At 58.7% G+C, this 22041-nt stretch carries 15 protein-coding genes; 6 read left to right on the forward strand and 9 right to left on the reverse strand.

Going from position 1 to position 22041, the window contains the following annotated elements; all coding sequences use genetic code 11:
- Positions 1-257: 257 nt before the first annotated feature.
- Both EK23_RS18210 and EK23_RS18215 read right to left on the reverse strand, forming a co-directional pair.
- Entirely contained in the window at positions 258-707 is a 450-nt protein-coding gene (locus EK23_RS18210) for a ParB/RepB/Spo0J family partition protein (RefSeq protein ID WP_235282197.1), read from the reverse strand.
- Between the two features lie 236 nt (positions 708-943).
- Positions 944-1762, reverse strand: coding sequence for a hypothetical protein (locus EK23_RS18215; protein ID WP_045226833.1), 819 nt, complete (start codon positions 1760-1762; stop codon positions 944-946).
- Between the two features lie 137 nt (positions 1763-1899).
- Here EK23_RS18215 and EK23_RS18220 point away from each other — a divergent pair, with 137 nt between their 5' ends.
- Positions 1900-2319: a VOC family protein gene (locus EK23_RS18220; RefSeq protein WP_045226834.1), complete on the forward strand. Its 420-nt coding sequence runs from the start codon at positions 1900-1902 to the stop codon at positions 2317-2319.
- Positions 2316-2705 (forward strand): VOC family protein, encoded by a 390-nt coding sequence (locus EK23_RS18225; protein ID WP_045226835.1) that lies wholly within the window; start codon positions 2316-2318, stop codon positions 2703-2705. Before EK23_RS18220 ends, EK23_RS18225 begins: the two co-directional genes overlap by 4 nt.
- 21 nt (positions 2706-2726) lie before the next feature.
- Here EK23_RS18225 and EK23_RS24750 read toward each other — a convergent pair whose 3' ends face one another.
- Positions 2727-2954 carry a zinc ribbon domain-containing protein gene (locus EK23_RS24750; RefSeq protein WP_369112147.1) on the reverse strand — a complete coding sequence of 76 codons (228 nt, stop codon included), beginning with the start codon at positions 2952-2954 and terminating at the stop codon, positions 2727-2729.
- A 59-nt stretch (positions 2955-3013) separates the two neighbouring features.
- Here EK23_RS24750 and EK23_RS18235 point away from each other — a divergent pair, with 59 nt between their 5' ends.
- Both EK23_RS18235 and EK23_RS18240 read left to right on the forward strand, forming a co-directional pair.
- On the forward strand, positions 3014-3973 hold the full coding sequence (locus EK23_RS18235; protein WP_045226837.1) for an NAD(P)-dependent alcohol dehydrogenase: 960 nt from the start codon (positions 3014-3016) through the stop codon (positions 3971-3973).
- 190 nt (positions 3974-4163) lie between these two features.
- On the forward strand, positions 4164-5258 hold the full coding sequence (locus tag EK23_RS18240; RefSeq protein WP_045226838.1) for a transglutaminase-like domain-containing protein: 1095 nt from the start codon (positions 4164-4166) through the stop codon (positions 5256-5258).
- Positions 5259-5402: 144 nt separating this feature from the next.
- Here EK23_RS18240 and EK23_RS18245 read toward each other — a convergent pair whose 3' ends face one another.
- On the reverse strand, positions 5403-7277 hold the full coding sequence (locus EK23_RS18245; RefSeq protein WP_145998729.1) for a hypothetical protein: 1875 nt from the start codon (positions 7275-7277) through the stop codon (positions 5403-5405).
- A gap of 450 nt (positions 7278-7727) precedes the next feature.
- Between EK23_RS18245 and EK23_RS24000 the strand changes: the two genes are divergently transcribed.
- Positions 7728-10445 carry an alkaline phosphatase family protein gene (locus EK23_RS24000; RefSeq protein ID WP_052808328.1) on the forward strand — a complete coding sequence of 906 codons (2718 nt, stop codon included), beginning with the start codon at positions 7728-7730 and terminating at the stop codon, positions 10443-10445.
- Positions 10446-10649: 204 nt separating this feature from the next.
- Here EK23_RS24000 and EK23_RS23435 read toward each other — a convergent pair whose 3' ends face one another.
- The 3 genes from EK23_RS23435 to EK23_RS24755 all read right to left on the reverse strand — a co-directional run bounded on the left by EK23_RS23435 (position 10650) and on the right by EK23_RS24755 (position 13330).
- Positions 10650-11393: a hypothetical protein gene (locus tag EK23_RS23435; protein ID WP_145998730.1), complete on the reverse strand. Its 744-nt coding sequence runs from the start codon at positions 11391-11393 to the stop codon at positions 10650-10652.
- Positions 11394-11797: 404 nt separating this feature from the next.
- Positions 11798-12586 carry a hypothetical protein gene (locus EK23_RS18265; RefSeq protein WP_052808330.1) on the reverse strand — a complete coding sequence of 263 codons (789 nt, stop codon included), beginning with the start codon at positions 12584-12586 and terminating at the stop codon, positions 11798-11800.
- A gap of 531 nt (positions 12587-13117) precedes the next feature.
- Positions 13118-13330, reverse strand: a complete 213-nt coding sequence (locus EK23_RS24755; protein ID WP_082054330.1) for a helix-turn-helix domain-containing protein — start codon at positions 13328-13330, stop codon at positions 13118-13120.
- A gap of 69 nt (positions 13331-13399) precedes the next feature.
- Here EK23_RS24755 and EK23_RS24760 point away from each other — a divergent pair, with 69 nt between their 5' ends.
- Positions 13400-13636 carry a helix-turn-helix domain-containing protein gene (locus tag EK23_RS24760; RefSeq protein ID WP_082054331.1) on the forward strand — a complete coding sequence of 79 codons (237 nt, stop codon included), beginning with the start codon at positions 13400-13402 and terminating at the stop codon, positions 13634-13636.
- A 525-nt stretch (positions 13637-14161) separates the two neighbouring features.
- Here EK23_RS24760 and EK23_RS22075 read toward each other — a convergent pair.
- Complete coding sequence (locus tag EK23_RS22075) at positions 14162-20644, reverse strand: PAS domain S-box protein (RefSeq protein WP_052808331.1); 6483 nt, start codon at positions 20642-20644, stop codon at positions 14162-14164.
- 55 nt (positions 20645-20699) lie between these two features.
- Positions 20700-21827: a response regulator gene (locus EK23_RS18290; RefSeq protein ID WP_045226841.1), complete on the reverse strand. Its 1128-nt coding sequence runs from the start codon at positions 21825-21827 to the stop codon at positions 20700-20702.
- Positions 21828-22041: the final 214 nt, after the last annotated feature.

Genomic DNA, 22041 nt, shown 5'->3' on the forward strand with positions numbered 1-22041 from the left:
TGTTTGGCCATCGGAAAACCCGATATCGTGGGCTGAAGAAGAACACCCATCAATGGCAAGTGCTGTTCGCGCTGACCAACGTCTATCGGGTTCGACGCCACCTGCTTGCCATGCGCGCGGCCTAAGGTCACAGGTAAGGTGCGCCCGCAGTTCGCCGTTGGGGCACAAGCCACGGGCGGATTTGCCCCCAAAAACGCTCTTTCGGACCAATTTACGCCTGACCACGAACCAAACCGAGCGCAGTCGGCCCAAGCACGTCAAAAACTCCCATTAATCGGCGCTTCCCTAACGCTTTTATCAAAAAAATCTGCAATGCGGACTTTGGACCAATTGGCGTTGTTGAGATAAATGACCGTCTGGAAATAATCCGTGATGCGCGTATCGACCCGGTCTGAATTCAGCTTGAGATTGAGCGCCTTGATCTCGTCCGGATCGCCACTAACCAAACGCACGTCGACGCGGTCGAAGTAGCCTGGATTATCGCGGCGGATGCCCTGAATGGCTTCCATACGATGAAAGCCACCGACCAAATAGTATTCTTTGGCGGTGCGCTCCCACACCACCAACGGTTCGAACAAACCATTAGCGAGTATGTCTCTTTCGAGGTGAGCAACCTTCGCGCGATCCAAATCACGGTGATTGGTGAGCGTATGGTGGAATTCTATCTGGTCGATGGGCAAGTATTCATAACGTTTTGTTGCCAGCATGTCTCGCTCCTTTTGGCTGGTGTAGGAGATAAGGCTTCAAAGCAATGTTAATACCGACGTGCGATCGATAGCGGGGCGTCGTGGAGGTCCACTTGCTATCACTGGGTTTGCATCAAAATCAGAGCGCAGCGGTTTAGGTGGCGATGCCTATCTGCATCCTTGATGAGTCGATCTACCCGCCATTGGATAGTGGCAGAGGCATTTCGGTATGTCGCCCCAGACGAGATGGCACCATTTCAAAATTTATCATGATCTGCATGGACAAAGTTTGCAGAGTCCCAGGTCGCCGAATATTTCGACAGTATCACGAGGTATTCAGCGTGGTTTACCCGATCATCGTTCGGCTTGGGCATCGCCTTCAGTTCGGCCAATAGCGCCCGACGTTCTTCCCGGCTCCGACTTAGCGCAATGATCCGGCTGTATGCCTCAACGGCGTAGGCGAAGGTTTCTCTTTTCGAAAATTCGATCTCCAACAACCAGTCGCACCACCGAGTGCAAGGCAGCCCTGCGGTCTCACGCTTACAGTTGTGAAAGACATGAGCCGCCTCATGGACTACGAAGTCGTCGAACTTATTTCCCGCACGAAAATACGCGAGTGACACATAGCAGGTGGTCTCCTCGCTGAGTCCGACAATGTCCGGCGCCTCATCGGACAACGGTTCGGCCCCGATGCTCGATAGGTAGAGGCACGCCAACTCCCAGGTGGTGCTCAGCCACCTTGAATTTCGCAACACCGTTTCGATATTGCTGGGGGTAAGAAAGACGACGGAACTGTACAGTAAGTCAAGGACAGGGCCTTGCTCAACACGGGTAGACAAACCACGCGCCATCGGTTCAAACTTTCCCCGAATCAGGGTGCCAAAGTCCGGAGCATCAGCCAGAAACGGCAGCGTCGTGTTGGCCTCACGGTTCCGGACTTCCGCCATCAGCGCATCCAACAACGCAACGCGCAGTGCCTGCTCAGACTCAACGAAAGACTGCCCAAGCGAAGGGATGAAATTCGGGTCGGAGTCGCCGGTCTGAAGAAAGGCTGCGATCAGGTCGTCAGTGGTCATTTGACCGATTTCCGATTCAAGGGCAACGAGGAGATTACCCCGTGGGCCGACGAGCCAGACGGAGAGCAGCGTCTACGCGGGATACCACTGAAGCACCTATCTGGATCGGATCACCATCTACTGGCGAGGGCCTCGCCATGATACGCCCCCTTGGAATTGATCACCTCGTCCTGCGCATCGTCGACGTGGAGACGATGCTGCGCTTCTACTGCGACGGCCTGGGCTGCACTGTGGAGCGCCGTCGGGACGACATCGGCCTGATTCAACTCCGAGCCGGAAACGCCCTGATCGATCTGGTACCCATTGCCGGGGCATTGGGGAAATCCGGTGGCGCGCCACCGGGCAAGGAAGGCCGCAATCTCGATCACTTCTGCCTGCGGATCGAGCCTTTCGAAGAAACCGGCATACGCCAGCACCTCGTTTCTCTCGGCTACGAACCCGGCCCGGTGGAACGGCGATATGGCGCTGAAGGCGACGGGCCGTCCATCTACGTTTCCGATCCGGAAGGGAATATTGTTGAATTGAAAGGCCCACCCGACAGAGAACTCCCAGGATGAAAGGGACTCCAATCCGCATTGCCAGAGCCACCGACAACCTTGAAGCCATGGTCCGCTTTTATAGAGACGGCCTGGACTTGGAGGTGCTGGGCGGCTTTGAAGATCACGAAGGCTTCGACGGAGTGATGCTCGGCCATCCCGATGAGCAGATTCATTTCGAATTTACCCATCAGCGCGGCCATACACTCGGCCGCGCTCCAAACCTGGATGACCTGATCGTCTTTTACTTGCCTGATTCTGAGGCATGGAAGGCAGCCATCGATCGAATGAGGTCTCAAGGCCATGAGCCGGTGGCTTCATACAATCCCTATTGGGATCGACGCGGTGTAACTTTCAAAGATCCCGACGGCTACCGGGTCGTGCTTCAAAATGCATCCTGGCCTTAGTGGCGGCGAGCGAAGCACTGGCTATTCTCCACCATCCGTTCTTGCGATCTTGATTTCACGCTCCTCTCCGTCATTCCGCACGCTGATCGCCCACGGGTTGCAGCAAACCTCGCAATCCTGCACAAAATTCCCTTCAACATCCGGCTCCAGGTAGATTTCGACGGTCTCTCCGCAGTAAGGGCAGGTAATGACGAATTGGTCTTCCATGCGCCGGAGGGTAATATCTCGGCTCGGCTGCGTCCAGTGCATCGGGAAGACCGTTAAACCGGGCGCAAAGGCAAAAGCCGCAGCCGCATTGAGGAGTCTTGATGAAAGCCATGCAATTCAAAGGGTACGGCGCGTGGCAAAAGCTCGCTTGGGCCGAAATTCAACGTCCAGTGCCGAGACCCAGGCAACTCTTGGTCGAGATCACCGCAACCTCGGTGAATCCCGTAGACTGGAAACTACATAGCGACCCTTTCCGCTGGATTCCGTCCACGCGCATTCCACGAGTACCATGCTTTGATTTCGCCGGAACCATCTCGTCCACCGGAGATGCGGTTCAAAGTTTCAAACCGGGTGAACCGGTCTTCGGCATGCTCCCCTTCCAACCGGTCGGAGCCGCGACGGAGTTTGTTACCGTCGACGAAAGCCTCGTTGCACGAATTCCGGCTAACGTCGATCTCCGTTCCGCTGCGGGCATGCCCCTGGCTGGCCTGACCGCCTTGCAAGGTTTGCGCGACGGCGGACAATTGTGCGCCGGGCAGCGCGTGCTGGTGATCGGCGCTTCGGGAGGCGTTGGCCATTTCGCCGTACAGATTGGAAAAATTCTGGGCGCTCACGTAACCGGTATCTGCAGCGGACGAAATGGGGACTGGGTAAGAGCGCTTGGAGCGGATGAGGTTTTCGACTACACCGCGGGTGGCTTTCCCCAAGTAACGTCCCCGTTCGATGTGATCTTCGACGCGGTGGTTAACCGCCCATCCCGCGACTGGCGGCCCTTGCTGGCGCCAGAGGGCACTTATGTGTCACTGTTACCCAGCGTCGATTTGCTGATTGGCAAACTGGCAGCGCGATTCAGACTTCAACAGCGGATACGCTTCACCCTTGCCAACCCCTCCGGACAGGACATGGAGGCACTCGCAGCTTTTGCCAAGGAACGCCGACTACGGACATGCATCGACAGCGTATTTGCCTTGAGCGAGCTGAGCGCGGCGTTCGAGAAAAGTCGCAGCGGCCGGGCACGGGGCAAGATCATCGTTGAGGTCAATTCGGGCAAACCGCTCTGAGTGGGCAAATCGGCGTTTACAAAGGGCACAACCAGGACCCATCGGTAAAATTGGCTGACCGCGCAATCCGCCGCGATGAGCGCTTGGGGAATCGAGGTCCGGATACGGGCAAGGCTACCCTTCAACCGTCTATCGCAGCCGGATATGATGATGTTCCCGGCCATAAGCCCCTATCATCGGAGATCCCATCATGGACCGCAGGTCATTTCTCAAGCACGGGTTGGCAGCCACATCGGGAATTGTCTTGACGGGACTCCCGCGCTTGAACTGCCTGGCCAGCACGAAACAAGAACCATGGCGCACTTACGAGGTCACGGTCAGGATCGATATTCTCGATCCTTCCGGTGCTGTCCGTGCGTGGGTCCCGCTGCCCTTGATGCGAGAAACTGGATACTTCAAACGCGAACCCGATACCTGCTCCGGCAATTACCGGTCGGCTAAGGTGATGAGATACGACTCATTCGGAACCGGCATGTTGTTCGCGCAATGGACAGGGAGTGAAGGAGCCCCTGTGCTTGAAATCAAAAGCCGCTTTGCCACCCAAGACCGTCAGCTTAGACTGGACAAAAGGCCATCCGTCGCGGTCACCGAAACCAAGGCAACGCTCGATTACTTCCGCAGGCCTAGCAAGCTGATCAAGACCCACGGCATCGTGGCCAGCACCTCAAGACGCATCACCGCTCCGTACAAGCAGGACATCGACAAGGCCCGGGCCATCTACGACTGGATCATCGAAAACACGTTTCGAGATCCCAAGGTCAAAGGCTGTGGTACCGGCGATATTGAAACGATGCTTCATACCGGGTATCTGGGAGGTAAGTGCGCTGACTTGAATGCCCTTTACGTGGGGCTCGCCCGGGCCGCCGGACTGCCCGCACGGGATGTTTACGGCATCCGCATCGCGAATTCAAGCGAGTTCACAAGTCTTGGCCGCGCGGATGATATCACCGGCGCTCAGCATTGCCGCGCTGAAGTGTTTCTGACCGGCTACGGTTGGGTACCCGTGGATCCCGCGGATGTGCGAAAGGTAGTGCTGGAGGAGAACGCGCCGAATACGCCCTTAGCGCTCGACGATGCCAAGGTTAAGCGTGCGCGCGACAAGCTATTTGGTAGCTGGGAGATGAATTGGGTGCCCTACAACTATGCGCATGACGTACGTCTACCCGAAGCGCATGGCCCGGAGATGGGTTACTTCATGTACCCGCAGGCAGAAACGGCGAAGGGCCGCAAAGATTGTCTTGACCCGAAGAGCTTTATCTATGTTATCCGATCGAAGGAGATCTAGAACACAGCGGTCTGCCTCGAATACTTAAGAATCAAGGCAAGGTTGGGCCATCCATGGCCCGGAATCGCTGTCAGTCCAGTGCCGTTGCGGAACGTCACGCCATTAAGATGCGGACGTTTCTAGCACCAGAGCCATCTCGCGTTTTCAGAACCGCTGTAACGTCTTAAGTTTCTGCCCCGAAAGCTGCAATCCTGAAATAGGCGCGGTCACCGTTTGCCCCAAGCCGATATCGGTCTTTGGAGGCAGCGGCTGAGGGTTCAAAGCCACCGAATCCAGCACACCGCTGTTCCCCTGCACCTCAGGGAACGCCCAGACCCCGGCAAATGCATCTGGATTTCTGGCCACATAGATCACTTCATTGAATTTACCCATACCGATATCGAACCCGCATTGCGGACAGGTCTCCGGGTCGAACTTGGAGCCAAAATCAAAGTTCTTCTGCCACCCGGTACCGCCTTCGTGCTCCGAGGGACAGTCCTCGGTGGACTCAGGTCCTTTGCCGCCAATGAGGATACCGCTGGGTCCGTAGGGCAGTAACTTGCTGTTCAAGATTTGCGTGGTTCCGGCCACCGGTACGTGCATGGATCGCTTCTGCGCCGGGAACAGTTCCGTAAGCCGTGCCGCCAGGTCGTTGTTGGCGGCCATCTCGGTGATGCCCGCCGCCGGCAGCGCATTGACGTTGAAGGCGCACTCGTAATAGCTGCCCTTGTCTTGCAGCGTCCCAGTAAAGGCCAGCAAGCCAGCCTGCGTCCAGCGCGGCAGATCGTTGGCGGGGTTGCCCGAAGCCAGCTTCGCTTCGGGGCTCTCGCCGAGATACAGATTGGCGGACAAGGCTTGGTTGCCGAGCACTTGATTGCAATCGACACCCACCTGGCCGGCGAGGTCCTCGTTGTGCGCCGAGGTTGCGATCGGCAGCTTGATGTGACCGATGATTCGGTTGTTGATTTCAGAATAGACGCATTGGGTTTTTGGCAGACGCACCCGACCATAGGTCGCTCCACCGTTGGGCGTCGATGAGAAGCGCGTGCTGGCGACGGTCCGCAGGCTGTTGTTGACCACCCAGGACCGGACATCCAAATCGACGCCCCAGTTCTGTTTCAAGCTGTTGAGGGACTGTCCAATGCCTGGCAGCGGCTTGTTCAGCAATTGGTCCTTCCAGGCATTGGCTTGGGCGACGGTGGGTGTGATGTACTTCGTCAGTTCCGATTCCAGCATGTCGTTGGCTGTCGCGATCGAGGTTTCAAGCCGGTGGGTCACGATCGCCTTGACCTGACGCTCGGCCTCGTCCGCCGCGGCGTCTCCCAGTATGGCGCCCAGTATGGCGCCGCCGATGGGACCACCCACCGCCACGCCGAGCGGACTCAGTCCGATGAAGGAGCCCAGTTCAACGCCCAGTTGGATGGCTTCCCCGTTCAGCCCGGTGATGTTCACGTTGGAACCGTCGAGAGTGAGCGTCACAGCGGCCTGTGGGACCGCCAGGTTTGGCCAGATCTTGACCGAGGAGACGCCATGGGCGCCAACCAGGACCTCGATGGGAATGTCCACGTCGCCGGAGTCAAACCAGGTTTCCGCGTGCACCGCGATATTCAGATTGATCTTGGCTTGTACGCCCTCCAGGCTGACCGTTACGCCGTTTTCCGTGGCATCGCCAAAAGGCTGCAGCGTTGGCTGCCCCGTCTGGGTAAAGGCAAAGTCACTGGTGACATTCACCGAGTAGCTCACGTCGGGGCAGGGGTCGGTGCAGACGACGGTCCCGGAGACCGACTTGTTCACCTTTTGCTGCAGTTTCTGAGTGACAACATCCTGCAGCTGAGCATAGGGAATCGTGAAAGACTTCGAGAAAACCGGGCCGCTGTTGTAGGTTTCAATATCATCCAGGTTAAACGCCCCGGTCTCGTAATCAAAAGGCGCTTGCAGAAACAGTTTGACGTCTGCCGCTTGGGTAACGGGCGATGCAACTGCCAGTGTTGCCAAGCTAGCCATTACCGCAGTGCGTAAATTCCATCTGCCGTTGTTCATGTGAGATTTCCTCATTTCGTGTTTGATCGAATTCCCTTGCCGAGCGCAAAGGGGTGTGCCTTTTGCGTTGGCGACACTCTAGGGCAGTCGAAACGAAGAAACCGTTAACAAAGAACACGGATCCCGTGATGTGTTATCACACGGATCGGTTAATAGAGTGGTGGTCAGGCTCGTAAAATTACCGCGGCACGAAGTTGTTTATGAACTAAGGGAGGCCAGCTGCCGATAGGCGATCCAAGTTCCGGCCCAACCACGCTTGGGTATTTTTGCAAATAGTCCCGGTGGTTATTTCCTGGTTTAGTCGGCATTGCCAGCGCACATTGTGCCTTCGGGAAAAGCCGGCTTCTGCCAGGGTCACCTGAAACGGTGCTCATCAGGCGAAAAACATGACTCGCTGATCAAATCATCCGGCGCTTCCCTTCAGTCAAAGCTATTTCGAAGGAGATTGATATGAGCGCAACAAACTACCATTGGACCCCGTCGTTTCCACGATTCTGTGTTGACCTGAATGGTGACGGCCGTGCCGACCTCATCGGCATCGGTGCGGATGGCGTTTGGTCCTCCGTCAATATGGGGGAAGCGGGATACCGCACTCCGGCTTTCCAGATCGTGGCATTCGAAGTCAATGCCGGCTGGCGTGTGGCCGATCATCCGCGCTTTGCGCTCGATCTGACCGGGGATGGCCGCGCCGATCTGATCGGCTTCGGTGATCACGGTGTGTGGACGGCGCTTGGCAACGGCGACGGGAGCTTTAGCCCTGCCCAGTTGTTCCTCGATGAACTGTGCTACAGCAAGGGTTGGAGTGCCGAGTTTCCGCGCTATGTGGTCGATCTGACAGGCTTGGGCACACCTTCGATCGTAGGGTTTGGCCACGATGGAATCTGGACCGCCCTCAGCATCGGGAATGGCAGTTTCCAGCCAGCGCAGCTGGTATCTGGCGACCTGGCGTTCAACACCGGTTGGCGTGTGGCGAAGCATCCCCGCTTCCTAGCCGATGTCACAGGCGATAGGCGAGCAGATATTGTCGGCTTTGGAGATGACGGAATCTGGACCGCATTAGGAAACGGCGACGGGACCTTCCAGTCTGCGCGCTATGTGCTCAACAATTTCGGTTACAACCAAGGCTGGAGGGTCGAAAACCACCCACGAATTCTCGCTGATCTGACCGGCGACGGACGGGCAGACGTGGTTGGCTTTGGCAATGACGGCGTTTGGACCGCCTGCGCAACCGGGGATGGAGGATTCCAAGCCGAGCGGTTTGTTCTCGCGGACATGGGCGCAAATCAGGGCTGGAGGGTCGAAAGCCATCCACGATTTCTCGTTGACCTGACCGGCAACGGCCGCGCCGACATTGTCGGGTTCGGCGACGCCGGTGTCTGGACGGCATTGGGGAATGGCGATGGCACGTTCCAGGCCGCCAGATTCGTACTTGCTGACTTCGGGGTCGAACAGGGTTGGATTGGCGATGGCCATCCACGCTGCCTGGTCGACTTCGATGGCGACGGTAAGCCCGACATTGTCGGCTTTGGTAACGCCGGCGTCTGGGCCGCACTCGGCAATGGAGACGGTACCTTTCAGTCGCCAAAATTCGTGCTGGCTGACTTTGGCCGGGCATCCAATGTCGATACTGTCGTGCGCCGGGAAGTCATCCGTGATCACCGCCCACAATCGACCATCAAGCATCTATTCGTGCTGATGCTGGAGAATCGCTCCTACGATCACATGCTGGGCTTTGCGAATCTGACCGGCACCGATGCCGCGACGGGCACCCCAACCGTCGCCGATGGCCTGACAGGCTCCGAGTTCAATACCTACCATGGGCAAAAATATCCTGTGGTCCGCGGCTCGCCCGATGTGACACTGGCGCCAGGGCACGGCTTCACCGAAGCGCGCGAGCAGCTCTGCGGCCCGTTCGCGAATTATCCGGACATCAGCAATACGGGCTTCATCTATTCCCTCGCCCGAAGTGGCTATGGAGACGGCAGCGGCGAAATCATGCGCTGCTTCGATCCGGATCATCTCCCGATTCTGACGACCCTTGCCCGGGAATTTGCCGTCTGCGATCGCTGGTTCTCCTCGATGCCCGGACCGACCGAGCCTAACCGCTATTTCTTGCATGCGGCGACTTCCGGCAAGTTCGATGAATCGCCCACGCCAAGAGAATTGATAGAAGCAAGCACCAACCACTGGGGCGGCATGGAGTTCGACGGGGGCACGATCTTCGACGCATTGGAGCTTGCCGATGTGAAATATCGAATCTACGCAGGTGACCACTTCCCGGTAGCCGGCGAACTCAAGGGCGTCAGCAACACCTTCGATGTCCGCGAGTTCCATGATCTTGCTGACGACTTGCAAGACGAGGATTTCGACGCCAGCTTTATTCACATCGAGCCAAAGTATTTCGATGGCATTCTCGACACCGCCGACGCCAATTTTGGCAATGGCAACTCACAGCATCCTTCCGGCAGCGTGGCTGCGGGCGAGTGGCTGATTAAGGCAACCTACGAGGCGATTCGCAATTCCCCGGTTTGGGAATCGAGCCTGCTCATCATCACCTATGACGAACACGGTGGCTTCTACGACCATGTGGCGCCGCCTGCGGCCGACCCCACCGGTTCAACTGGCCGGAAGCATGGATTCAAATTCGACCAACTGGGCGCACGCGTCCCAGCCGTCATAGTGTCACCTCGCATCCCCAAGGGGACGATCGAACACCGTCTGCTTGAGCATTCCTCGGTCATCAAAACGGTGTGCGATCAGTTTAATGTACCCACGCTGCAGCATTGTCGAAATCTGACCAATATATGCGGTGTAGGACACCTGGCGCACTTGTCCGAGCCGCGCACCGATACGCCTGCGAAACTGCCCGGCGTCGTTGTCAGTGACTTAAATGCTCCCGCAAAGCCACTGCGCACGGTGACTCGCCGTCGTGTTGTAGGGCATGGAACCTTTGAACTACCAAAGCATGCTTTTGAGGACGAGGTCGCAACCGCGGATCCGGCTGACAGCATGTTTGCGATGTCAGTGCGAATTGCGGCCATGCGCGAAATAGCCCTGGAGCCAGGCCGAAAGGATGAGATCCTCGCGCGCGCTGATCAGATCCAGACAGCCAGCGAGGCGGCCAGTTACTTGAGGGAGGTGGAATCGAAGCTCATGCACGCCCCTTAGGAACCTCTATCGCCGAGGATCCAACTGGCTGAGGCAAGTCCAAGATGGCGGCAGCCACCCGGTGGTTGCTGCCAGCCGCAGGAGTCGGAATGTTCTACCCTTCTTGCGTCAAGCCTACCGCACAGGCCAATTTCGTTGCGATGAAAGTATGAGGCGCCGAGAAGAGTGATGCCCTGTCGTCGGGACGGTCAGGGGCAGCACGGCTCACGGCTCGCAGTAGTCCCAAGTGGGCACCGCCCGATCAATCACGTAGGGTGTGCTCGGCGAGAGGATGAACTCACTGAACCCTTGCTTTCGGCGGGGCGACGACCAATCATAGGTGTAACCGAGACCTGTCCAAGGAACACCTGGCGCGTTGCGATAACTCTTGAAGTAAAGATTCTGGTAGAAGGCGCGATAGTCTTTGATGTTCTTTACGGCGGGGATATCGGTGCCGAAATCCACATTGCAGCGTGAATCGCTGGTCTCCGGATCGACGCAGGGTCGAAAGATGTCGGTAGGGCTGACCCACATTTCAACAAACACGTCATAGGTCCAGTTCGGATTCATTCCGAGCCGCTTCTTCAGACGAAGATCGAGGCCCGCCCGTGTTGCACGTGGATGTCCTCGGCGAAAGTCACGACAGAATCTTTGAAGCGTCGGCGCGAGAGTGACCCAAACGACGGAGTTCTCGCTACTTGAAGTCTGAGAATACGGCAGGAGATTACGCTCGTAGGAACTTTGCGACTTCCAGGTAACGACCTTCAACAAGGTCTTGTCACCGTTCCAGACGAGATTGTTATTGTCTAGGGCAATGGCCTCTAGGGTATTGACGATATCGGAGGCTTGTGCGACCGAGGCGCCACGGACGGCCTTCAAGTAATTTACAGGCGGCGCTCCTGTCCCGCATTGTGCAAAGGGAACATGGATCGCCAGCCAGATCGATAGGCACAGCATCAACCTTTTCATTTTGAATCCCACCGTTCGATGGACTTTTTAGGCGCCCCGGGTAAGAGTACCCGAGCTCCTTATCGATCAAGTCTCATCGAGTCTGTGGAGAAAAATGTGACAGAGGTCACAATAGTGGCGGGGCTGCATGTCAGCTGCTGCCGCTCGAACTGATAGATTGATTCTGAAATTAAGGTCCGCCACTTAACCTCGGCTACCTTCGACACATACGGGTAGGCATGAATCAGATCAGCCACTCCGGCGCATTTGAGCCCGACACTTAATCCAGCGTGCCAGGATCTCGCAGCCGGTTCCTGCCTGCTTTTGCGGCTGTTAGGGAAACCAACCGCTAGAAATCTGAAACAGGGAAAAGTTTACGGGGGGCGACTTTCTGAAGCAGGGGTGTGCAGGACATACCGGATGACCTACTTGCATTTATACGGAGTTACGCGATTTATATCGGTTTCGGTCCGAAGGCTTTCGGGCGGGGCACGAAGCAGCGAAAACAGTTCTTCAATGGGTCGGTCAGGGTAGGCCAGCATGAGTTCGCGCAATTGTGCGGTGCGGTTTCGCTGGCCTTTGACCTCGCAGCGTCTTGGCCTAACATGCAGCGCGCTTGCCAAAAATAGAGTCAGTTTGGATTTGCCCAACCCTGCGCATTGATCCTCACGTTTTTTCTGGCGCGCTTTGGCCTTGTTCCGCTCGTGCCGAAGCCAGGCCCCCAGGCCAAGGCAGACGAATAGATCCTGGCTGACGCTTCGAACGGCGGCGAGCCCCCGGTAATTGCCGTCTTCCTGCTTTTCATATCGCTGCTTGATCGAGATAATTCCGGCTTTCACGAGATTCGCAACGGCACGCTCGGCACGGCGCTCGCCAAGTCGGGCAGAGTTTGAAAGAAAATCCAACGTCAGGTTTTGAAAAGATCCATCCGTTCGCGCAAAGCCCACATGAAGGGTCACCAAGTCCAGGCAGTGGATCATCGCCTCCAGAAGCTGAATGCAGGCTTCTCGGCGCTCGCTCCGCTGCTGGCGCTCCGAACCATTGGCCAGGTTCAAGCTGGGGATCGTCGCTGCCGGCTGCTGGTAATATCCTCGAACTTTTTCCGCAAGTTTGAGCAAAATTCGAGGATGCTGACGATGGCGGGCTGGCGGATCGAACCAGCGAGGGCTGTCGGGTTGATGCCCGCAGCGATTGCCGGTACGCAGGTACTTCATTGCGATGGGTGTTTCGTGGCGATGGAGCATGCGCTCCCTAGTCGCCACCGATTGCACGGAAAGGCACACAGCGATCCGCATTCGGCATAGCCTTCGAATATTTTTCGGACATAGAACTCCCTCCCATACATCGAGGCAGGATCGAGATGAACGAAAATCTGGATGCCAATCCCTCCTCTACCTCAACAACCAAGCGCCCACTCGGGTGTTGAAGTCGAGAGTCAGGACTTCAGATCAGGGACGTCACTGGGGAATGGTGATTGAACGTTGATTCAGCGCGGTGGCTCGGGCCGGAAGCGGTGATGCCACCCCATGCTCTATGGTCATCAATGGGGGCAACCGGCCGAGAAGCTGCCGGATTACGTATGTTGGCCGTAAGACTGGGGGACATGCGGAAATCTGAGAACAGGCGTCCTCGGAACGCATCCAAGTGACCGGCAGGATCGTTGTCTTATGCAGAGCTTGCATCATGGCGGGAATACTCCTTCAGCATGACCGAGCGCGATAACGGACCAAAATCGAGTACGGAAGTCAGTCGTCGACTACATCCCCAAGAGATACACCTAGCGCCTTGGCGATCCTACGCAAATCCCACAGCCTAACTTCCTTTTTTCCATTCTCAATTCGGCTGATCGATGCCTGCTGCAGGCCAATAGCCAAACTGAGTTTCCTTTGAGTAAGCTGCTTTGTGCGGCGCGTCTCTCTAATTGCTCTTATTGGGCTTCTCCCAAGGCTGGCGGACATCTCAAAGAAACAGAATGAAAACCATACGTTTCCATTTTTCCGATAACGGCCACGCGCTCCCTACAAATAATGCCTAGCCCCATTCAAACATTTGGGGCGCGGATTTGCGCTTTCCGTCAAGCCAGCAATCTTACTCAGGCCCAACTGGCAGAAATGGCAAGCCTCGACCAAGCGCAACTGTCTCGGATTGAACATGGACTCGTCGAGGGCAGTCCCAGCCAGCGAAAGACCATCGCGCAACTGCTTGGGGTGACGGTCTCCGACTTGTTCGGTGACAGACCAACGGATCCATTCTCTGGTAGCTGATATGCCCCTCTCAATGTGGCGGAGCAGATCCTCTGGGATACCCGGGCCCCCGAGGGACTGAAAGAACTCGCCGGAGATGTTTCGCTCTCAGCGGCTTTGCTCATCACCGACTCTGAGTGGATATGTCTCAGCTCTCTCAAGATTCCGGTTTCTGTAAGCAAACACGGCTACCTCCAGTTGCTTGCGATGATCAGGGTGTTTTCTGAGTCTGGTTGCAGATAAGATCCTGATTCCAATACCTCGGACACACCGGCTGACATGCCAGCGTTCTCTCAGCCATAACACTCGATTTCACGTTCATTTCACGTGAAATGCGGGAGGGAATTGGAGGATGGTTTGGGCATTTTCAGTCACCCACAAGCGTGCTCAGGCTGTGTAACCAACTGAAAAAAAGACTCTGCAGAAAAGGAACTGTATTCGAGAGGCAGTGGCCGGAGGTTCGAATCCTCTCACCCCACCAATTTATTCCAGCATATTCAGCGACTTACTGCAAGCTTTCCCTCAACAGCTTTTACCTAATCCGACTCAACGTGAAATCGGAACCCCGCCGATCGCCTCCACTGCACTCCGTGCGTCCTCCGGGGACAACCCGGAAAGTTCAGGGTGCATTGCAAGGATCGCCTGCAGCGTGGCCTGGGCACCCGGGAAATCGAAGCTCTCGATCTGGTGCCCCAGAGGCAGGGCGCAATCGCCACCCAAGCCTTGCACACACGCAGGCGCCACTTCACGCCACAGGGTGTAGGCCTTCATGTCCCCTGACTCCAGGAGTTCGAGCAATTCCTGCAGCGATCCCCTGAGCACCTGGCTGTCCAAAGCTGCGTGAGTTTCGGCCGGCGCGGCGGGCATCGCCCCGATCGCATCAATCACCTCCGCTAGCGCCTGTTGCAAGGCGTCCAGCGCATCGGCCATATCCATCGCGTCGGCGCCGTCGTGGATGCGTCGCTCGATGTCGGCGGCCAAGCACTCGATCGATTCCATGCCCAGGGTCGACGCCAGGGATTTGAGGGTATGCGCGGCACGTTCCGCCTCCTGGCGTTCGCCCCGTGCCAGGAGGTCGCCGATGCTCCGGGCGTCCCGGGCGTTAGCCTCGGCAAAGCGAGTCAGCAGATGCTGGTATGTCGCGTGGTTCTGGACGTACGCCAAGCCCTTGCCCATATCCAGCACCGGGCTTCCGGCCAAATCCACCGCACTCGCCGGCTGGCCTGTCCCGTTCATGGGTGCCTCGACCGTCAGGTCCGGAATCCAACGCGCCAGCGTGACGGCCAGGCGGTCCGGTTCCACCGGCTTCGACACAAACCCGTTCATGCCCGCATCCAGGGTGCGCCTTCGGTCTTCTTCGAAGACATTGGCTGTCATGGCGACAATGGGGATATGCCGGCCGGAGGGCAATTGCCGGATTCGCCGGGTCGCTTCCACCCCGTCCATGTAAGGCATCTGCAGATCCATCAGGATCAGATCGTATTCGCGCTCGGTAACCCGTTCGCAGGCTTCCCCTCCATGGCCGGCGATTTCCACCACCAGGCCGAAGCCTTCCAGGATCTCTTTCGCCACTTCCTGGTTGATCTGGTTGTCCTCGACCAAAAGAATGCGCGCGTTCTGGCGCAGCCTGGCCGCGGGCTGGCGGGCCGCCATGGCGTCGGCCCGCATGTCGGCGAAGGCCCCCCGCTTGAAGGCCGCCGTGAACCAGAACAGACTGCCCGCGCCCAACGTGCTTGAGACGCCGGTGTCGCCCCCCATCATGTTCGCCAGCTTTCTTGAGATTGCCAGACCCAGGCCAGTTCCCCCGTATTTGCGGGTGGTCGAAGCCTCGGCCTGTTCAAATGCGCCGAACAGTTTCTCCAGGTGCCCTTCGTCGATGCCGATGCCGGTGTCCTCCACCTCGAAGCGCAGAACAACTTCACGCTCGCTCTCGCTCAGCACCCCGGCGCGCAGCCGGATCGCACCGCGATCGGTGAACTTGACGGCGTTGCTCACGTAGTTGACCAGAATCTGGCCAAGGCGCAGGGGGTCACCCACCACCGGCAAGTCCTTCAGCCGCGGCTCGACTTCCAGTTCGAAGCTCAAGCCCTTGTCGGCGATCCTGTCCGCCATCATGCTGCAGACATGATCGACGGTGGCGGGAACCAGGAAGGTGCTTTCCTCGAGGGTCAGCTTGTCGGCCTCGATCTTGGAAAGGTCGAGAATATCGTTGATGATGCCCAGCAGGTGATTACCGGCCCCGACGATCTTGTCCAGCTTGCTCTTCTGTTCTGGCAGATCCACCTGCCCGCGGAGCAAATGCGCGAAGCCGATGATGGCATTCATGGGGGTACGGATCTCATGGCTCATATTGGCCAGGAAGGTGCTCTTCGACAGATTGGCTGCCTCCGCCTGCCGTTTTGCCTTATCCAGTTCGGCGGTCCGGGTTGTCACCAGTTCCTCCAGATGCGCCCGGTAGCGCTCCAGTTCCTGCTCGGTGCGCTTTTTCTCGCTAATGTCCTCCTTGATGGCGACGTAATGGGTAATCCTGCCACGACGGTCGCGCAAGGGCGTGATGTGGGCGGACTCGTGAAACTCGGATCCGTCCTTGCGCCGGTTGACGAACTCACCATGCCAGGATTCGCCGCGGCGAAGCGCATCCCAGAGCGAATCGTAGGTGGCTCTCGGCGTGGCGCCCGATTGTAGGAAACGGCAGTTCCTGCCCAGCACTTCTTCCGCCGCATAGCCGGTGGACGCGGTGAAACGAGCGTTGACATATTCGATTTCCGCATCCAGGTTCGTTATGACGACCACATTGGCGCTCTGCTCAACCGTCAGCGAAAGCTTGTCCAACTCGGCTTCATATTTCTTGCGTTCCGTGATGTCGCGCGCGATTTGCGAGGACCCGACCACCTCGCCCTGATCGTTGCGAATCGGCGAGATGGTGACGGACACATCGATCGTTCTCCCCTCCTTGTGCACCCAGCGGGTTTCGAAATGCTCGATCTTCTCGCCCCGCTTGACCATCTCGAATATCTGGTACTCCTCGTCGGGGCGGTCGGGCGGCAACAGGCGCGTGATCGAGCTGCCGATCATGTCCTCCGCGCTATAGCCGTACATGAGTTCCGCACCGGGGTTCCAACTGACGACGATTCCGTCCAGGCTCTTGCTGATGATGGCATCATCCGATGAGGTGACGATGGCCTCGAACTGCTTCATCTGCGCTTCCAGATGCTTGCGCTGGGTGATATCGGTCCACACCACATGCAGCAGCACTTTCTCGCCAAACGCGATCGGCGTGAGCATGACCTCGGCGAGGAAGCGCGTGCCATCCCTGCGCAGGTGCTCCCATTCGAAGCGATGGCTGCCCTCGCGAAATGCGGTGGTGATCGCCTCCCGGGCCTTTTCCGAAGAGGGCAGGCCATCCGGCTGGAATTCCGGCGAAATAGCCGCCGGGGTGATGCCTGCCAACTCCTGCAAGGAATCCATGCCAAGCATATCCAGGGTCGCCCGGTTGGCGTCGATGAAGCGACCATCCTCCATGAGCAGCAAGGGCTGCCGGGAATCATCGAACAGCCTGCGGAAGCGCTCCTCGCTCTCCCTGACCTGCTGTTCCGCCTCCTTGCGCTGGGTGATGTCGAGATGGGTACCGCTGATGATCAGCGGCCTGCCCTGCGCGTCACGCCGCGTCACCCGGCCGCGGTCCGCGATCCAGACCCAGTGGCCGTCCTTGTGCCGCATGCGCACATCGCACTCGTAGTATTCCGAAGCACCGGACAGGTGGCTCTCGAGCAGGGCGTTGGCGCGCGCGAGATCGCCCGGATGCACGAAGCGCTCCCAGCTCTCCACTGTGAATGGTTCCAGATCGCTGAGCAGATAGCCGAAGATTTCAGCCCAGCGCTCGTTGAAGATGGCCTCCCCGGTTTCCAGGTTCCACTCCCAGGTGCCCGCATGGGTTCCATCGATGATGTTCTGCAGGCGCTCGCGCTCGACCCTCAGCTGTTCCGCAATCTGCACCCGCTCGGTGATATCGGTCCAGATCAGCGACAAGTAATCGCGGCCCTGCAGCCGGATGGCCTTCAGGCTGACCAGCACGTTGAGCATGCGGCCGCTCTTGGTGTACCGCAGGGTTTCCAAATGTCCCGAACCGGCCTCGATGAAGCCGCCGACCAGCGCCCGTATGGTCGCCTCGTCGAATTCCCCCTGGATATCGGGCAGACGCAGTTTCCCGAACTCCTCGCGGGTGTATTCCAGGTCGGTGCAGGCCGCATCGTTGAATTCAACAAATTCCAGCGTTTCCGCGTCCATCAGGGTGATGGCATCCGGCGCCTGGGAAACGATCGCGCGGAAGATCTCCTCGCGCCTGCGGCTCTCCCGCTCGAGCCTGCGCCGTTCGCTGATATCCTGAAACACCATGACCGAGCCAACCAGGCGCCCGTTCTGGTAAATCGGATGGGAGTCGTACTCGGCCTCGAACGACGATCCGTCCTTGCGCCAGAGCACCTCATCATCGATGTGGTGAACTTGTCCGGAGGTGTAGGTCTGGTACAAGAAGCAGCTCTCACGGGGATATTCCGCCCCGTCGGGGTAATGGTGATGTATCAGCGGGTGCGACCATTGCCCGATCAGTTCATGCTCCTCGAAGCCCAGCATGCGCAAAGCGGCGCGGTTGACGAAGGTGGTTAGGCCATCGGTATCCATGCCCAGGATGCCGTAGTTGGCTGAGTCAAGCAGCAGCTTGATACGCTCGGCCGCTTCCCGGATCTGCCGCTCCGCCTGCACCCGCTCCGAGACGTCCTGAAACACGACGACCGAACCCAGCACTTGGCCCTCCCGGTTGATGGGGTGCGTGTAATACTCCACGGGGAAGGCCGTTCCATCCCGGCGCCAGAAGACTTCGCCGGCGACATGGCGGTCCTGCCCGTCCGAGAAGGCCGCACGGATGGGACACTCTTCGTCCGGAAATTCACTGCCGTCGGCATGCGAATGATGAACCTGGCGGTGCAATGACCGGCCGATGAACTGAACCTCCGTGTAACCGAGCATCTGCAGTGCAGCCGGATTGGCGAAAATGACGTCGCCCTGCAGGTCCAACCCGCAGATTCCGCTGTTTGCGGAATTCAGGATCAGGCGCGTCAATTCCTCGTTCTGCTGCAGGGCATGGCGCGCGTCCAAGGCGTCCAGGGCAAAGCCGACATCGTTTACCACCGATTGCAGAATGGCGAGCACCTGCTCATCGAAAAAGTCGGCCCAACTGCTGCAAAGGGTGAACACGGCGTGGATTTGCCCCGCCCTGCACAGCGGAAAGCTGGCGCAGCAGCGCCAGGACTCGGTATTCGCCGCCTCCAGACCGATCGCGCATTCCGTGATCACCCGCGGCCTCTGCTCACGCCACACGCGTTCCGCGAGTTCTCGGCCTTCCTGCGGAACGACCTCTTCAGAGCGGGATGCGGCGTCCTTAAAGTAATCGGGCGACCCGGCGCGGTGAGCCACAACCAGACGTCCGGACTCCGCTGCTTCCACGCCGACCCAGGCCATTGCCATCAGGCCGCTGCTCACGGGGATCTGGCACAACTGATCCAATAGCTGCTGCGCGCTGGATGCCTGCAACGCGGATTCGCCGATCCGCGCCAAGTCACGGTAGAGATTCTTGAGCCGCTCGACACGCAGTTCGCCCAGTTTCCGTGCGGTGACATCCAGGCCTATGCCGTCCCAGACCACCGAGCCGTCCGCCTCCCGGGTTGGCTGGGAATTCAGCTGCAGCCACAGAACCTCGCCTTGGCTCAAGACCAACCGGAATTCCTGAGAATAGGTGGAAAGCTCTTTTGCGCTGCGCGCCTCGGACGCCTCGTACTGGCGCCAGGATTCCGCGTCCAGCAGAGACAGCACCAGGCTGGCGTCGTCATATACCGCGTCCGGCTTGAATCCCAGAAGCGGCTCGATACCGCCGCTCACGTAATCAAAGCTGCGCTGGCCCGAGGCGGACATCCGAAAGCGGTAAACGAAACCGCCGGGAATGTTGTTGCCCAGGGATTCCACCCGCCGAGCAGCGGCGGCGGCCTGCGCCTCGATCTCGAGCTGCTGTATCCGGCTCTGTTGCCGGAATACGCGGACCAGGGCGAGGGCTACGGGCAGCACGGCGAGCAGGGTAACGCCACTGATCCAGTACAGCGTGTGCCAAACGGGGGCCAGCACCTCGGATCGGTCGATCTTGGCGACCAGAAGCCACGGTGTACCCTCCACCCGGACAAACGCACACAGTACCTCGGCGCCGCGGTAATCCTGCTTGAGATCCGTGCCCACACCACTCGCCTGCTCCTTTTGCAGCAGGCTCTCCACCGCGTCGGCGACGATGGCGCGGTTCAGCAGCAGGGGAACAGCCGCGGAGAATCGGGGCGCGGTCAGATACAGTGCCTGGTTCCCCTCGCGCCGCAACAGCATGGCCTCTGCAGTCCGGCTGGGCATGGGCCAGGACTGCACCCTGGGAAACAGGTGGTGCTCGGCGCGAACGCGCAGGATCACGGCAGCGATGGGCTCCGCATTGTCCTGTCCATCCGGGTATATGGGCGCGACCCAGTCGATGAAAGTCTTGCCGCTGGACTCCCGGTAAAGCGCCGTGCGCAGGACGGCGCGGCGCGCCAACGCTTCCCCGAGGCTTGCCGCCAGCTCCGCGGATATCCCCTCGAAGTCGCCAGCCACCAGCAGGGGCCTGAATCCGCGGTCGACCAGGACAGCGCCCGCGTATTCGTAGGCCTGGCGCATCAATTCCAGGCGTGAAAGCAAAATCTTCCCATGCTCGGGGTTGGCGGGTTCCTGCATGAAATCGGTGACACGCGCCCTGATGTTCTGTGACTGGCTGAAGATTTCGCTGTCACCTTGCCTCTCGCGCAACCAGCTTCGCAGGTCGTCTTTCTTGATCTGGACGATGCTGAGAAGATTGCCCAGGCTGTCCTGCTCCGCCTTGACTGCCTGCGTCCTGAAATACAGGGTCGCCAGTGCGGGAACCAGCAGGAAAAGCGAGAGGATGGAAAGGGCGAGCTTTCTGTTCATGCGGGATTCCCGTTATTTCCAGAGCGGGACGAATCCTTGAACGGCGCGACACCGCTCACGGGGCTTCGACGAAGGACTCCTTGTCCGCGTAACGCTCGGCTATGGCGCGAAATTCCGCGATGCAATGAGTGAAGGCATCCACGACGTCGGGATCGAAATGCGCACCACGGCCTTCGATGATGATCCTGCCTGCCGTTTCCAGGGAGTACGGGGGCTTGTAAACCCGCCGGCTGATCAGGGCATCGAATACATCGGCCACCGCCATCAGGCGGGCCGAGAGAGGAATCGCGGTGCCCGCCAGTCCTTGCGGGTAGCCGCTGCCATCCCATTTTTCGTGGTGATTGCCGGCGATTTCCATCGCCACATAGAGAAAATCCACTGCCTCCCGGTCGTCCTCGTCCTGGATCGCGCGCCTGATCGCCGCCAAGCCGATTTCCGCGTGGCTTTTCATGATTTCCCACTCTTCGGGAGTGTGCTTGCCGGGTTTGTGCAGCACATGATCGGGGATGCCCACCTTGCCTATGTCGTGCAGCGGCGCGGCCTTGGTATAGCTCTCGATGGTCTTGGGTGTCAGAAGCGCCGCGTATTTCGGCGACTTGGACAGCTCCTCCGCGAGCAGCTTGACGTAGCCCTGGGTACGCAGGATGTGATTGCCAGTCTCGTTGTCGCGCGCTTCCGCCAGGCTCGCCAGGGCGCGCACACTGATTTCCTGAATCCGCTGATATTGGCGTATGCGCCGCCTGACTTCCCCTTCGAGCCATTCATTGCGATCGCGCAGGAGGTCTCGGGCCTCTTTCAGCTCGAGTTGTCCCCTGACACGGGCCAGCACGATGGGCGGCCTGATGGGCTTGGAAATGTAATCCACCGCGCCGAGTTCCAGCCCCTTGGTTTCGTCCTCGATCTGGTCCAGCGCACTGATGAAAACGACCGGAATATGCTGCGTCCGTGGATCGTCTTTCAGGCGCCTCAGAACCTCGTAGCCATCCATCCCGGGCATCATGATGTCCAGCAGAATGAGATCGGGGAGGGGCTCGGACGCGGCTGAGACCAGTGCCCTGGGACCGGAGTTGGCAACCCGGACCTGGTAGTGAGGCATCAGCAATTCGCCCAACACCACCAGGTTGGCCGGCGTGTCGTCCACCACGAGGACCGTCTTAGTCTGCTGCGCAGCGCCCTGTTGCACGCACCCTCCCGAAGGCCGAACCGCCTGCCTCGCGGCCTGCCGTGAGGCGCCGCATGCCGAAACCGGCCAACCACTTCATTGACTTCGGGGCCTTGCCCCATCTGAAAGGCAGCGCATGGGCCGCCAGCTTGAATGCCCGGAGCAGGAGCGAACACATGCTCATCAGCCACGCTCCGCCACAGTATAGTCGCCCCCTTTAAATCCTTATCTTGCG

Origin of the sequence: Methyloterricola oryzae, assembly GCF_000934725.1 — a bacterium.
In the GTDB taxonomy this organism is placed as follows: Bacteria; Pseudomonadota; Gammaproteobacteria; order Methylococcales; family Methylococcaceae; genus Methyloterricola; species Methyloterricola oryzae.